This is a genomic window from Allobosea sp. (genome assembly GCF_036675845.1).
Taxonomy (GTDB): domain Bacteria; phylum Pseudomonadota; class Alphaproteobacteria; order Rhizobiales; family Beijerinckiaceae; genus Allobosea.
Genome location: NZ_JAKFED010000020.1, coordinates 1 through 14,404, shown reverse-complemented (window position 1 = coordinate 14,404; position 14,404 = coordinate 1). Strand labels below are relative to the sequence as shown.

General features: G+C 68.5%; 10 protein-coding genes. 8 read left to right on the top strand and 2 right to left on the bottom strand.

Going from position 1 to position 14,404, the window contains the following annotated elements; genetic code table 11:
- The first annotated feature begins 18 nt into the window (after nucleotides 1-18).
- The 3 genes from V6M56_RS01160 to V6M56_RS01150 are packed head-to-tail and all read left to right on the top strand — an operon-like array spanning nucleotide 19 to nucleotide 3,307.
- Nucleotides 19-1,566: a UbiD family decarboxylase gene (locus tag V6M56_RS01160; RefSeq protein ID WP_442881049.1), complete on the top strand. Its 1,548-nt coding sequence runs from the start codon at nucleotides 19-21 to the stop codon at nucleotides 1,564-1,566.
- Nucleotides 1,563-2,150, top strand: coding sequence for a UbiX family flavin prenyltransferase (locus V6M56_RS01155; RefSeq protein WP_332680734.1), 588 nt, complete (start codon nucleotides 1,563-1,565; stop codon nucleotides 2,148-2,150). Before V6M56_RS01160 ends, V6M56_RS01155 begins: the two co-directional genes overlap by 4 nt.
- Nucleotides 2,147-3,307: an NnrS family protein gene (locus V6M56_RS01150; protein WP_332680733.1), complete on the top strand. Its 1,161-nt coding sequence runs from the start codon at nucleotides 2,147-2,149 to the stop codon at nucleotides 3,305-3,307. Before V6M56_RS01155 ends, V6M56_RS01150 begins: the two co-directional genes overlap by 4 nt.
- On the opposite strand, the gene hemN is transcribed toward V6M56_RS01150, so the two are convergent.
- Complete coding sequence (gene hemN / locus V6M56_RS01145; protein ID WP_332680732.1) at nucleotides 3,291-4,634, bottom strand: oxygen-independent coproporphyrinogen III oxidase; 1,344 nt, start codon at nucleotides 4,632-4,634, stop codon at nucleotides 3,291-3,293. The two genes, V6M56_RS01150 and hemN, sit on opposite strands and share 17 nt — an antisense overlap.
- Before the next feature lie 246 nt (nucleotides 4,635-4,880).
- Between hemN and V6M56_RS01140 the strand changes: the two genes are divergently transcribed.
- From V6M56_RS01140 to V6M56_RS01120, 5 genes are all read left to right on the top strand, one after another.
- Complete coding sequence (locus V6M56_RS01140; protein WP_332680731.1) at nucleotides 4,881-5,282, top strand: DUF6455 family protein; 402 nt, start codon at nucleotides 4,881-4,883, stop codon at nucleotides 5,280-5,282.
- A 215-nt stretch (nucleotides 5,283-5,497) separates the two neighbouring features.
- Nucleotides 5,498-7,834 (top strand): heavy metal translocating P-type ATPase, encoded by a 2,337-nt coding sequence (locus V6M56_RS01135; RefSeq protein ID WP_332680730.1) that lies wholly within the window; start codon nucleotides 5,498-5,500, stop codon nucleotides 7,832-7,834.
- A 338-nt stretch (nucleotides 7,835-8,172) separates the two neighbouring features.
- Nucleotides 8,173-10,845 carry an aconitate hydratase AcnA gene (gene acnA, locus V6M56_RS01130; RefSeq protein ID WP_332680729.1) on the top strand — a complete coding sequence of 891 codons (2,673 nt, stop codon included), beginning with the start codon at nucleotides 8,173-8,175 and terminating at the stop codon, nucleotides 10,843-10,845.
- Between the two features lie 45 nt (nucleotides 10,846-10,890).
- The gene (locus V6M56_RS01125) at nucleotides 10,891-11,859 is read left to right on the top strand and encodes a Bug family tripartite tricarboxylate transporter substrate binding protein (protein WP_332680728.1); all 969 of its coding nucleotides are present in this window, start codon (nucleotides 10,891-10,893) and stop codon (nucleotides 11,857-11,859) included.
- A gap of 46 nt (nucleotides 11,860-11,905) precedes the next feature.
- On the top strand, nucleotides 11,906-12,829 hold the full coding sequence (locus V6M56_RS01120) for a GntR family transcriptional regulator (RefSeq protein ID WP_332680727.1): 924 nt from the start codon (nucleotides 11,906-11,908) through the stop codon (nucleotides 12,827-12,829).
- 120 nt (nucleotides 12,830-12,949) lie between these two features.
- Here V6M56_RS01120 and V6M56_RS01115 read toward each other — a convergent pair whose 3' ends face one another.
- Nucleotides 12,950-13,987, bottom strand: coding sequence for a Cj0069 family protein (locus V6M56_RS01115; protein ID WP_332680726.1), 1,038 nt, complete (start codon nucleotides 13,985-13,987; stop codon nucleotides 12,950-12,952).
- Nucleotides 13,988-14,404: the final 417 nt, after the last annotated feature.

The following is a 14,404-nucleotide window of genomic DNA, read 5'->3' as shown; positions in this document are numbered from 1 at the left end:
CGGCGAATGCGGCGGGGCATGTTGCGGCAACCGGAGCCCCTGCCCTTGCCGATCCGAGACCTGCCCCGCTTCCGCGACCTCAGCGCCTTCCTTGCCCATCTCGATGCCGCCGGGCAGCTGCGGCGGATCGCCGAGCCGGTCAGCGTGGTGCACGAGATCACCGAGATCCATCGCCGTGTCATCGCGCAGGAGGGGCCAGCGCTGCTGTTCGAACGCCCAATGCGGCCGGACGGCACGGTCTCGACGATCCCGCTGCTGACGAACCTGTTCGGCACGGTCGAACGCGTCGCCTGGGGGCTCGGCCGCGCGCCCGAGAACCTGCCGGCCTTCGGCCGCATGCTCGCCCAGTTGCGCGAACCCCGGCCGCCGCGCGGTCTCGCCGAGGCCTGGAAGGCCCTGCCCCTGGCGCGCGCCGCGCTGTCGATGCGCCCGCGCGCCGGCGGCCGTGCGCCGGTGCAGGAGCAGGTCTTCCAGGGCGACGCCATCGACCTTGCGGCCCTGCCCGTGCAGCTGTGCTGGCCCGGGGAGCCCGCCCCGCTGATCACCTGGCCGCTCGTCATCACCGCGCCGCCGGAGCCCTCGCCCGAGGACGAGTGCAATGTCGGGGTCTATCGCATGCAGGTTCTCGGACGGGACCGCGCCATCCTGCGCTGGCTCGCCCATCGCGGCGGCGCCCGCCATCACGCGCAATGGCAACGGCTCGGCCGGGACATGCCGGTGGCGGTGGTGATCGGCGCCGATCCGGCGACGATCCTCTCCGCCGTGCTGCCATTGCCGGAAACGGTATCCGAGCTGCGCTTCTCCGGGCTGCTACGCGGCGAGAGGCCGGCGCTGACGAACTGCGTCAGCGTTCCGCTGGCCGTGCCGGCCGCGGCCGAGATCGTCATCGAAGGGCTGGTTTCGCCGGACGAGACCGCGCCGGAAGGGCCGTTCGGCGATCATACGGGCTACTACAACGCGGTCGAGCCGTTCCCGGTGATGCGGGTCACGGCCGTGACGATGCGGCGGGCGCCGCTCTATCTCTCGACCTTCACCGGGCGGGCGCCGGACGAGCCCTCGCGCATCGGCGAGGCGCTCAACACCCTGTTCCTGCCCTTGCTGCAGCGGCAATTCCCGGAAGTCGTCGATTTCTGGCTGCCGCCGGAGGCCTGCTCCTACCGGATCGCGGTCGTCGCCATCGCCAAGCGCTATCCCGGCCAGGCGCGCCGGCTGATGCTCGGCCTGTGGTCGATGCTGCCGCAGTTCAGCTATACCAAGCTCGTCATCATCGTCGACGCCGACATCGACCCGCGCGACTGGACCCAGGTGATGTGGGCGGTCGCGACCCGCGCCGACGCCAGCCGCGATCTCGTCACGCTGAGCGACACGCCGATCGACTATCTCGACTTCGCCTCGCCCAAATCCGGCCTCGGCGGCAAGCTCGGCATCGATGCCACCAACAAGCTGCAGCCCGAGACCGAGCGCGAATGGGGCCGGCCCATGGCGATGGACCCGGAGGTCAGCGCGCGCATCGACGCGCTCTGGCCGGCGCTCGGGCTGACCACCTCTCCCGGAGCTTCCCAGTGAATCCGCCGCTGCGGGTCATCGTCGGCATCAGCGGCGCATCGGGCGCGGCGATCGGATTGCGCGTGCTGGAGCGACTGGCCGAGACCGGGCGGGTCGAAACGCATCTCGTCATCTCGCCGGCGGCGGAGCGGACGCTCGCGACCGAGATCGGCCCCGGCGCGCCGGCGCGGGCGCGCGGCCTCGCCAGTTGCTGCCACGACCATCGCGACATCGGCGCCAGCATCGCCAGCGGCTCGTTCCGGACGGCGGGGATGGTCATCGCGCCCTGTTCGATCCGTACCCTCTGCGCCATCGCCTATGGCCAACTTGCGGATCTCCTGGTGCGCGCCGCCGACGTGCAGCTCAAGGAGCGCCGCCGGCTCGTGCTGCTGGCGCGCGAGAGCCCGCTGCATCTCGGCCATTTGCGGGCGATGGCGCAGGTCACCGAATACGGCGCCATCGTCGCGCCGCCGGTCCCGGCCTTCTATCTGCAGCCGCGCGACATCGCGGCGATCATCGACCAGGTCGCCCTGCGCGCCATCGGGCTGCTCGATCTTTCGCTGGAAGACCTGCCCGTCGCCGAATGGCGTGGTGGAGGCGCATGAGCGAATCTGAGCCGCCCACCCGTTCGCGGCAGCCTTTCCGACCCTTCTTCGCCCTGGCCGCGGTCGACGCCATCGTCGGCGTGCTGCCCTGGCTCCTGCCCTATGGCTCGCGGAGCGCGAACGGGCATCGCGACGAGCTACTCTGGGGCATGGTGCCGGCCGTCATGGCCGGTTTCCTGCTGACCGCGCTGCCGCGCTGGACCCGCGCGCCGCCCATGCCGGCCGCGCTCGTCGATGCGCTCCTCCTGCTGTGGCTCGCAGGCCGCCTCGCCCATTGGTGGCGGCCGGACCATGGCAGTCTGCTCGCCGGCGCCTTCATCCTCGGACTTGCCGCGACGCTCGGCGTCAGGGTCGTCGCGGCCGGCAAGACGCGCGAGTACAAGGTCGTCGCGCTCTTGGTCCTGCTCGCCCTTTCGGCCCTGCTGCCGAGTGTCGCGGCGGATCGGCTTCCGGCGGGCTTTCCGCATCGCCTCGCGCTGGCATCCGTGCTCGCGCTGGTCGCCGTCATCGCCGGCCGGATCATCCCGGCGCTGACCACGACCTGGCTGTGCCTGCACGGCAGGGCTCCTGCCCGGCGCCTGCCGCCGCTCTTCGAACTCGCCTCGGCCCTTGCCCTCGCGGCCGCGCTGGGCTGCTGGTGTCTCGGCGTCGGCGGCGGCACTCTCGCCAGTGCCTGCGCAGCTATCCTGCATTCGGTGCGGCTGCTCGCCTGGCGACCCCGCGGCGCGCTCGGCCATCCCGGCCTGCTTGCGCTATATCTCGCCTATGGCTGGCTGCCGGCAGGCTTCGCGCTCCTTTTCTTCCATCAGGCCGGACTCGGCCTGTTCGGCGAAAACGCCGCAATCCATGCCTGGTCGGTCGGAGCGGTCGGCCTGATGTGCCTTGCCGTGATGGCGAGCATGATCCGCCGGCAGACGCGCCGCCCCTTCTCGAACAGCGGGACGCTGACAGCGGCACTGGCCTGCGGCGCCGCGGCGGTTCCGTCTAGGCTCATGGCCGAGATCGCAGGCCGCATCTGGCTGCTGCCGGCCGTGGCATGCTGGATCGGCGCCTTCCTGCTCTTCCTACTGGCTTTCCGGGCGCAGCTGCCATGGCCGCTCGCGCCGAGCGCGAAGCCCGGCCGATCGGCCCGGGCGGAAGCTAGACCGCCCGGCTGAATTGCCGGCCGGGCTGGTCGAGATGCGCATCGAAGGCGGAAGCGACCTTGCGGACGAACAGGCGCGCATCCTCCGGCAGGAGCACCCGGCTGCCGTCGAAGCTGATCAGCCCGGTGCGCGACAGATCCTCGAGCTTGCCCAGCGCCGGAGCGAGGACCCGCCGGTCGACGGGATGCTGATCGCAGACGGCGTCGATGTCGACCGCGAGATCGCACATCACCCGCTCGATCAGCTCGGCGCGCAGGCGGTCCTCGGCCGTCAGGCGGTAGCCCTTGCCTGTCGGCAGGCCACCATCGGCGACGCGCTCGGCATAGCGCCCGATCACCACCTCGTTCTGGACATAGCCTTGCGGCAGCCGCCCGATCGCCGAGGCGCCAAGGCCGATCAGCGCCTCGCTGCGATCGGTCGTATAGCCCTGGAAATTGCGATGGAGCCGGCCCTGCGACAACGCTTTCGCCATCGCATCCGTGGGCCTGGCGAAATGATCGAGCCCGACGCGGACATAGCCGGCCGCGACGAGCTGCCGCGCCATCGCCTCCGCCTGCTCATGCCGCGCCTGGCCGTCCGGCAGGTCGGATGTCGCGATGCGGCGCTGATGTTTCTTGAATTCCGGCACATGGGCGTAGCCGAAGATCGAGAAGCGGTCCGGGCGCATGGCAAGGCATTGCTCGATCGTTTCGCGGCAGGATTCGAGCGTCTGCTTCGGCAGGCCATAGATCAGGTCGAAGCTGACCTCCGCGATGCCGGCGGCCCGCAGACCCGAGACGACCGTCGCGGTCTGCTCGACGCCCTGGATGCGGTTGATCGCCTTCTGCACGATGGGGTCGAAGCTCTGGACGCCGAGGCTGGCGCGATTGACTCCGGCCTCGGCCAGCGCCGCCGTCATGCGGGGCCCGAGCCGGCGCGGATCGATCTCGACGGCGATCTCCGCCTGCCGGTGCACGGCGAAATGCTGCCGCAGCAACGCGACGAGCCCGACGAAATCCGCCGGCTCGAGGATGGTCGGCGTGCCGCCGCCGAAATGGATATGGCGCACGTCGAGCGGGGCGGAAAGCTGCCCGGCCACAAGTGCGATCTCGCTGCGCAGGACCGCGAGATAATCGACGATCGGGCCATCGCGCAGCGCGACCGTGGTGTGGCAGCCGCAATACCAGCACATCGACCGGCAGAAGGGCACATGCAGATAAAGCGACGCCGTCGTGCCGGCCGCCAGCGCCCCGAGCCAGCCGGCATAAGTCCCGGCGTCTACCCCGGCGCTGAAGTGCGGCGCCGTCGGATAGCTGGTGTAGCGCGGAAGCCGCTCATCCGCGTAATGCGCGCCCTGCATCGAAAAACTCCGAGAACCGATGATTCCGGCGCACTTCCTACCCCGCAGCGCAGCGCCCTTCTTTGATCGAGTGCAAACCCGGAGGAACCGGCCTGCCCTGCCCCGCTCGATCGCAGGTGCCGGGACCGGAAGGGTCGCAGCCCTTCCGGAAGGGCGCGAAGCCGACGATCGTCCGCTTGTTTGAGCCAGGACAATGTTGCGCGCCGCAGGCCGGGAGATGCTGGGCCCCAAGAAGAGGAGGAGACCATGCATCTCTCGGAACTCGCCCAGCGCTGGTGGCAACGCCAAACCAGCCTGCGGGAACTCGATTCGCTCAGTCGCGGCGCCTTGCGGGAGCTGGCCGGGGATGTCGCCGTGAACGAGGCCGACCTCTACAATCTCATCTCGCGCAGCGCTTCCGATGACGAATTGCTGCCGCGGCTGCTGGCGAGCACCGGGCTCGACGCGGATCGCCTGGCGCTCCAGCAGCCGGCGGTCATGCGCGATATGGCGGTCGTCTGCGCCGGCTGCGCGATGACGCAGCGCTGTCGCCGGGAGCTCGACCGCGAGGGAGCCGCGGCAAATTACCGCCAGTATTGCGGCAACGCCGACACCATCGGCGCCCTGCGTCGGGAACGCCCGCGCTGGACGGCGCTGCGAACAGTCTGAACCAGCCAAGCCTTCGCGGGCCGTTCCGGCTCGCCACCCGCGGGCAACGGAGCGTCTCGACCTCGACTCCGGCCCGCGCCGCTCGCGAACCAATGGGCATCGGGCGTTCGAGCGGCCCGGCGAGGTTTTTCACCTGGCTGAATTTACCGCTTGAACCTGAAGTGGCTACAGCTTGTAGATAGGTTGTCTCATCGCAGCGTCGACTGGAGACAGCCATGACCGCCACCGCCGAATCCGAGCCCAAGACCCTGTCCTGGAAGGTCGGCGGCATGGATTGCGCGGGCTGCGCCGCGAAAATTCGTGGCGCCGTCGAGCGGCTGCCCGGCGTCGACGAGGTCAAGCTCTCCATCATGTCCGAGACGCTGACGCTGTCGCTCGACGAGAGCAAGACGAAGCCGGAGGCGATCGAGAAGCGCGTCGGCAGCCTCGGCTATACGACCTCGGCGCTGGCGCCGGCGAAGCAGGCCGGATCATCCGAAAGTGCCGGCGGGCCGCACCAAGCGCCCGGGGACGCGTGCTGCGGTGGCCATGACCGCAAGCACGACCATGGCGAGCATCAACATGGCGATCGCGCTTCCTGCTCCGGGCATGATCACGCCAGCCATGAGCACGGCCATGCCGATGCCAAGGCTGACCATGGCCATGGCCTGCCCGGCCATGTCCACGAGGTCACCCCCGAGGGCGTGAGCTGGTACCAGACCAACAAGGGCCGGCTGGTTCTCGCGACCGGCGCCCTCCTCGCCGCTGCCTGGACCGCGAGCCTGCTCTGGCCGGCCGCCGCACACTGGGCCTTCATCCTCGCCTGCCTGATCGGCGTCGCGCCGGTGGCGCGGCGGGCTTTCGCAGCCGCCGGCGCCGGCATGCCCTTCACCATCGAGATGCTGATGACGATCGCCGCGGTCGGCGCGCTGTTCATCGGCGCCGCCGAGGAGGCGGCCCTGGTGGTCTTCCTCTTCGCCGTCGGCGAGGTGCTGGAGGGCGTCGCGGCCGACCGGGCTCGCGCCTCGATCCGCGCGCTCGGCGACCTCGTGCCAAAGACGGCCATCGTCGAAACCGATGGGACGACGCAGCAGGTCGACGCCGCTTCCCTGAAGATCGGGCAGATCGTGCTGGTGCGGCCCGGCGACCGCATCCCGGCCGATGGCGAGATCACCGACGGCGTCTCGGGCATCGACGAAAGTCCGGTCACAGGGGAATCCGTGCCGAAGACCAAGAGTGCCGGCGAGCCGGTTTTCGCCGGTTCCGTCAATCGCGCGGCGGTCTTGCGCATCCGCGTCGACAAGGCGGCCGAGGACAACACGATTGCCCGCATCATCCGGCTGGTCGAGGAGGCGCAGGAGGCGCGCGCGCCGACCGAGCGCTTCATCGACCGGTTCTCGCGGGTCTACATGCCGGCGATCGTCGGGTTCGCCGTGCTGGTCGCGCTGGTCCCGCCGCTCTTCCTGGGCGGCGAATGGTCGGTCTGGATCTACCGGGCGCTGGCGCTGCTGCTCATCGGCTGCCCCTGCGCGCTCGTCATCTCGGTGCCGGCGGCGATCGCCGCCTCGCTCTCGGCCGGCGCCCGCCAGGGCCTGCTGATGAAGGGCGGCGTCGTGATCGAGGCCGCGGCCAGGACCGGCATCGTCGCCTTCGACAAGACCGGAACGCTGACAAAGGGCACGCCGCGCGTCACCGACGTCATCGCGCTGGAACGCGAGGAGCGGGAGGTCCTGGCGCTCGCAGCTTCCGTCGAAGCCGGGTCGAGCCACCCGCTGGCGGAGGCGGTGCTCGAACGCGCCCGAACCGACGGGATCCGCTTCTCGCCGGCGACGGAAGCCTCGGCGATCCCCGGCCAGGGCGTGGTCGGCAAACTCGACGGCGAGGAGATCTTCGTCGGAGCCCCCCGCCATGCGACGAGCCGGGCTTCGTTCGATGAACAGGCGACGGCCTTCGTCGCCCAGCTCGAATCGGCGGGCAAGACCGTCGCGGCCGTCATCGTCGACGGAACGCTGGTCGGGCTCATCGCGCTGCGCGACGAGCCTCGCGGCGATGCCTCCGAGGCTGTCGCCGAGCTCAAGGCGATGGGCATCCGCTCGACCATGCTGACCGGCGACAATGCCCGCACCGGGGCCGCCATCGCCGGCTCGCTCGGCCTGGAGCACAAGGCCGAGCTGATGCCGGACGACAAGGTCGCGGCGATCAGGGCGCTGTCTTCGCAGGCGCCGGTCATGATGGTCGGCGACGGCATCAACGATGCGCCGGCACTCGCCGCCGCCGATATCGGCGTCGCGATGGGCTCGGGCACCGATGTCGCGCTGGAGACGGCCGATGCGGCGGTGTTGAAGAGCCGCGTCCGCGACGTCGTGGCGATGATCCGGCTGGCGCGGGCGACGATGGGCAATATCCGGGTCAATATCGCGATCGCGCTCGGACTGAAGGCCGTGTTCCTGGTGACCAGCGTGCTCGGCTATACCGGTCTCTGGGTCGCCATTCTGGCGGATACCGGCGCAACGGTGATCGTCACGGCCAATGCGCTGCGCCTGTTGCGGTTCAACGCCAGCAAGATCGGCTAGAGTCTGTTGTTTTCACGCGGAGCCACTGCCGTCATCCTGGGCGAGCGAAGCTCGGCCCGGGATCCATCATAAGGCTCCGGCGCCCTACGATGGATCCCGGATCTACGCCGCTTCGCGGCTTGTCCAGGATGACGGCCGTGGTTCCGAGTAAAAGTAGCAGGCGCTAGACGGAGAGCCTGCGGCCTGCGCAACAACGCGCCGCGCATTGGCCGCGCCCTCATCGCACGGCCGTGACGCGGCCAATGTCGCCATTGCCACCCATTCGAGCCGAACACTCTGACAGGCGCGGTCGCGAGTCACATATTGCATTTTAAGTCGCTATTATGCATTGATTGCGGATGGGTAGTCGGGCTCGATCATTTTCCAGGGTAGATGTCGCCGCCGGAGAGGCTTGTCTGGTTGCCGATTTGGCGGCCCGGCTCGGCGGCTCGCTCGTGCAACTGCCCTATGTCCTGCGGATCATCGCCGAGAACGTACTGCGCGCGCCCAAGGGGCAGGCGGAGCGCGACCAGGCTCTCTGCGACCTCCGCGCCTGGCTCGCACACGGGACTTCGGCGGCAGAGATCGCCTTCCAGCCCGGCCGTGTGCTGATGCACGACACGACCTGCACGCCGGCACTCGTCGACGTCGCGGCCATGCGCGATGCCATTGCAGCGGCGGGCGCAGATCCTGAGCGCCTGAGCCCGGTTCTACCGGTGGACGTGTCGGTCGATCATTCGCTCGGGGTCGACCTTTCGGCCTCGCCGGAAGCCATGCGGGTCAACCTGGAGCGCGAATATCGGCGGAACAGCGAGCGCTATCGCTTCCTGAAATGGGCGACGCAGGCGCTCGACGGCGTTCGGGTCCATCCTCCCGGTACCGGCATCATGCACACGATCAATCTCGAGCAGCTCGCGACCGTCGTAACCACGCGCCGGATCGACGGCCGTCTCTGGGCGATGCCCGACACGCTGATCGGCACCGACAGCCACACCCCCATGATCAACGGCATCGGCGTTCTCGGATGGGGCGTCGGCGGGCTCGAGGCCGAGAGCGTCATGTTCGGCATGCCGGTGATGATGCGAATTCCCGACGTCATCGGCGTGCGTCTGGCTGGCGCGCTGCGCGAAGGCGTGAGCGCAACCGATCTCGCGCTGACTGTGACGCAGCGCCTCCGGGCCCGCAATGTCACCGGCGCCTTCGTTGAATTCTTCGGCCCAGGGGTCTGCAGCCTGTCGGCAGGCGAACGGGCCGTGGTCGCGAACATGGCGCCGGAATTCGGTGCCTCGACCGGCTACTTCCCCATCGACGACGCCACGCTGGAATACCTGGCGCAAACGGGGCGGTCGCCGCAGCAGATTGCCCTGGTCGAGGCCTATGCGAAGGAGCAGCAGCTCTGGTTCGATCCGCAGGCACAGCCCCGCTACACCGACATCGTCGAGATCGATCTCGCCGCGATCGCCATCAGCCTCGCCGGCCCCCGCCGACCGCAGGATCTGCTCGCGCCCGGGGCCACGGTGCCGGCCCTTCTCGCCATGCCGCAACCGGAGAAGCCATCCGCCTCGTTGCCGCGCTTTCCCGTCGCCATCGCCGCGATCACGAGCTGCACCAACACCTCCGATCCCCGTCTCGTCGTGGCGGCGGGCCTCGTCGCGCGCAAAGCGCGGCGGCTCGGCCTCAAGCCCGCGGCCTGGACGAAGACCTCCCTGGCGCCGGGATCGCCTGCCGCGGAACGCTATCTCAGGCGTGCAGGGTTGCTCGAAGATCTCGAGGCGCTCGGGTTCGGCATCGTCGGCTATGGCTGCACCACCTGCATCGGCAATTCGGGACCGCTGCTGCCGGTGATGGACGCAGCCGTCCGCGCCGACGAAGTTCTTCCCGTTGCCATCCTCTCGGGCAACCGCAACTTTCCGGGCCGCGTCCATGGCCAGGTCGAGGCCGGCTTCCTGGCTTCGCCTGCACTGGTGGTCGCATATGCGCTCGCCGGCGATGCGGATCGCGACATCCTGCAGGACTCGCTGGCATCGACCGCAGACGACCAACCGGTGACGCTCTCCGAGCTGTGGCCGACAGGCGCCGAGATCGACGCGGCGCTGGCGCTCGCCCTCGACCCCGCGGACTTCACCCGTGCTTTTGCCGAGGCGACGACGAGCCGCCACTGGGCGGAACTCGACGCGCCCTCTTCGGCGCTGTTTCCATGGGATCCGGCCTCGACCGCATTGCGGCCGCCGCCCTTTGCCCAGGCGATACAGCCCAACAGGCTCGGCCATTATCGGGCTCATCCGCTGCTGGTTCTCGGCGACGACATCACCACGGATCATATCTCGCCGGCCGGACAGACCCCTGCCGCGAGCGAGGCCGGGCAATGGCTCATCGAGCGCGGCGAGGATCCGAAGGATCTGAATGTCTACGCCTCGCGCCGCGGCAATTGGGAGGTGATGCTGCGCGGCCTCTTCACCAACCGCACGGTGGTGAACCGGCTCGCCCCCGACCTGCCGGCAGGCTCGACCCTGCATGTGCCGTCCGGCCAGCCCCTGTCGCTGTGGCGCGCCGCGGAGCGCCACCGCGCATCGGGCGATGCGATGGTCGTCGTGGCCGGAGAACGCTACGGCACGGGCTCGTCGCGCGACTGGGCGGCCAAGGGGCTTGGGCTCCTCGGGGTCAATGCCGTCATCGCGCAGAGCTTCGAGCGCATCCACCGCTCCAATCTGATCGGCATGGGCATTCTGCCTCTGCAACTCCCGCCCGGGGCCGGGCCCGTCTCTTTGGAACTCGCGCCCGGGGACACCGTCGAGATCGAGGCAACGCCCGATGCGATCGCCCCGCGCGGCGCTGTGGCTGCGCGCATCCATCGGGCCAGCGGTTCGGTCGAGCTGCTGCAGCTGCAGGCCGCCGTCGAGACCGCGCTCGAATGCGAGACGCTGCGTGCCGGCGGCATCATTTCCCTGATCCTCGGACGCCTCCTGGAATCGTCCGCTCCGCCTTTCACCGCCACCGGTGAAACATCCCCCGCAGCCCTGCGGGACGCCTGAACAGCGCAAAAAGCGCGATCACCTGTCACCCTTGGGAGGATTATCATGACGACCCGCAGAGTTTTCCTGGCCGCCGGCATCGCGGCCCTGTCAAGCACGTCCGGGTTCGCGCTGGCCCAGGCACCGATCCAGGAGCTGAAGATCATGGCACCAGCCGGCCCCGGCGGCGGCTGGGACGGAGCAGCCCGCTCGCTCCAGCAGGTGTTGACCGAGACCAAGGCCGTTCGCAGTGTCCAGGTCAACAACGTCACGGGCGCCGGCGGCACGATCGGGCTGGCACAATTCATCAACAGCGCCAAGGGCGACCCGAGCCAGCTGATGGTCAACGGCATCACCATGGTCGGCGCCATCCTGACCAATAAATCGCCCGTCAGCCTGGACCAGGTCACGCCGCTCGCTCGCCTCACCGGCGATCCGCTCGTCATCGTCGTTCCGGCCGGGTCGCCCTACAAATCGGTGAAGGAGCTTGTCGAAGGCATCAAGGCCGATGTCTCTCGCATGATCTGGGCCGGTGGATCGGCCGGCGGCGCGGACCATATCCTTGCCGCGCTCGTGACCAAGGTGGCCGGCGCCGATGCCGGCAAGGTCAACTATGTCGCCTTCTCCGGAGGCGGCGAGGCGCTGGCGGCAATGCTCGGCGGGCGCGTCACCGCGGGCGTCTCTGGCTATGGCGAATTCGAAGGCCAGATCAAGGCCGGGAAACTTCGCGCTCTCGCCATCTCTTCGGGCAAGCGCCTCGAAGGCGTCGACGTGCCCACGCTCAAGGAGCTCGGCCATGATGTCGAGGTCGTTAACTGGCGGGCGGTCATGGCCGGTCCCGGAATCACGCCGGACCAGAAGGCGCAGTTGACCAAGCTGTTCGACGGCCTGGTTGCGAGCAGCGAGTGGAAGACCCTGCTCAAGGCGCGCGGCTGGGACGACTACTATCTCGCCGGCGAACCCTTCGCGGCTTTCCTGAAGGAAGAACAGGTCCGCGTCGGCGACATCCTCAAGACCATCGGGCTCGTCAAATAGGCCGCTTGCCCTGCCAGTGCGCCATCCCTAGAGCAGCCGTTGACGAATGTTGATGACGGGTGGGGCAATGGCCGGGAGCGGAAGACGGGAACTCGCCGCGCCGCTCGCGGCGCGCATTCTCGGCGAGATCCGGGACGGCGGCGTTTCCCCCGGCACCCATCTCCGCTCGCAGGACATCGCGACACGCCTCGGCGTGTCGCGGTTTCCCGTCGGCCAGGCTCTCCAGCTTCTGGCCGACAAGGGCGTGCTGCGCCACGAGCGCAACCGGGGCTATTTTGTCGAACAGGCGTCGCCGCCCTCAAGCGAGGCGCTTGGGCTGTCCGAGCCTGACGGGGTCACCCAGGCCTATTTCCGTATCGCGGACGACCATCTTCGCGGCGCCCTGCCGGAGCAGGTCAGCGAAGCCGATCTCAGACAGACCTACGGGCTGACGCGTGCCGAGCTCAACGCAGTCCTGACCCGCATCAGCCAGGAGGGTTGGGCCGAGCGGCGGGCGGGTTATGGCTGGACCTTCGCTCCTGTGCTGAACACGCCAGAAAGCCTCGAGCAGACCTACCGACTTCGCCTCGCGCTCGAACCTGCGGCACTGCTCGAACCGGGGTACTGCCTGGCGCCGGAGGCCATCGCCACCTGCCGCGCCGCCGAGGAACGCCTGCTGGCCGGCGCCATCGAAACCGACAGCGCCGACGCGCTCCACGAACGCGGCGTGCGCTTCCACGAGACCATCGTGGCCGGCTCGGGCAATCCGTTCTTTCTCGACACGATCCGCCGGATCAATCGCGTGAGACGTTTGCTGTCGTACCGCTCAATGCTGGACCGCAAGCGATACCGCCAGCAATGCGAGGAGCATCTCGCGATCCTCGACAGCCTGGCCGGTGGGCGGCAATCCGAAGCCGCGGAGCGCCTGCGCCTGCACCTCACTCACACGATCGACAACTTGAGCGGCATCCGTTCGCTCTTGAGCCCTTGAGTTTAGGGTGCTGAGCCCGCGCTATGCGCCGTAAGCGGGCTCTGGCCAGTCGCCCGGAAGCGGACCTCCGCGAGGGGCTGCGCCACGTGGCCAGCGGTCACAACCGCCAGCCTTTCCCATTCAGAGCTTCGATCGTAGCCGGTCGGCGACTCGGCGGGCGATCTCAGCAGGCGCCTCGTCGGGGATCGGGAACACCGAACTGACGTTGATCTCGCCAAGCACGTAGCCGTCCGCGCCGTCGTCCCCTGGCGGGCCGAGCATGAAGTCTGCATCCCAGATCATCGGTAGGTCGCGCCGCGGGATGTCCAGCAAAGCGGTGAGCTGTGGCGTCCACTCGTCTTCCATCAACCGGCGCAGACGCTGAAAGCGAGGGTCGGCATTGGATGTGTAGAGCCGTGGTCCCGCCTCGGCGCGCGCCGCCGGCGCGTCCACCAACGCCTTGACCTTCTGATGCCCGAAGCCCGCGCAGCGATCGCCTGCCATATAGCAACGCGCCACGCCTTCGCCCAAGCGTGCCTGGAAAACTTGATCGATCACGCAGCCGTCTTCGAAGTACTCAACGCACCGTGCTAGAAATTCGTCCAGCGCCAGCTCCTCCGACACATCCTTCGTAGCGTCCAGCACGCGCGCCATCGGCCGATCGTATGGACTTGTCAGCATCTCAACTTTCCAGACGCCTTGGCCGCCATTGCCGCGATTGCGCTTGATCACGCGCGGTCCAGCGGCAAGCCGCGCCGGAAATTCGGCGCGCATCGCCTCGATTGTTCGATAGAGGGCCGTGTCGCCGCCCCAGCTCATCATTCTGGTTCGATGGAGCACCTCCTTGACGCCCATCTTGAGGATGACATCGGGGTGAGCGCTCACCCAGACGCCGCGCGCTGCGGCCTCGCGCAGCAGCGCGTCGAGGTTCGAGCGGTTGCGCCCCTCATGAATGGGATTGACCCAGACGAGCACCCCATCGAACGTGGCGAGCTGTGCCCGAACGACGTCCAGAACATCATCCTCGTATACGACGGGTTCTGCATCGACGCCGACATCCGCAAGCGCTGCGAATACGACCTTGAATCGGCTGGTCGCCAGTGTGGCGCTGCGGCGTTCCGCTTCATCGCCCCGCCACAGAATGGCGATGCGGCCGAGACGAGTTCTGGGTTCAGACATGGAAAAACGGCTCCCTTTGAACCGTGCTCCGGTCACGCGCGAACGCACGAACCGCGAGCAGGACTTGGACGGGAAGCCGACATTTTAAGGCGCCGGGAGCCTGCGACACCCCGACGCCCGAAACATAGACTCGGCACGCCGCGCGATCAAGAATCAGCGTCAGATAGAAACAGGCGACCTGAACGCCTTTGCAGCGAATCCAAGACCTGGCGGCAAATTCCTTCGTTAAAGGCGGACGTCGGCCTTCGGCCCAAGCCGGACGTTAACTGCGGCTGGACACTTCGAGGCAGCCTGGCGCCATGGGACTAAGCCGCTCTCGCGGCAGGGTGCTGCGGCGCGGTCATCAGTGAGATTTCGCCTGTGAGGCGCTGCATCCGAGGATTTGGGGGTCGTTTCCCCTGATCCTTGGAGGTTTCC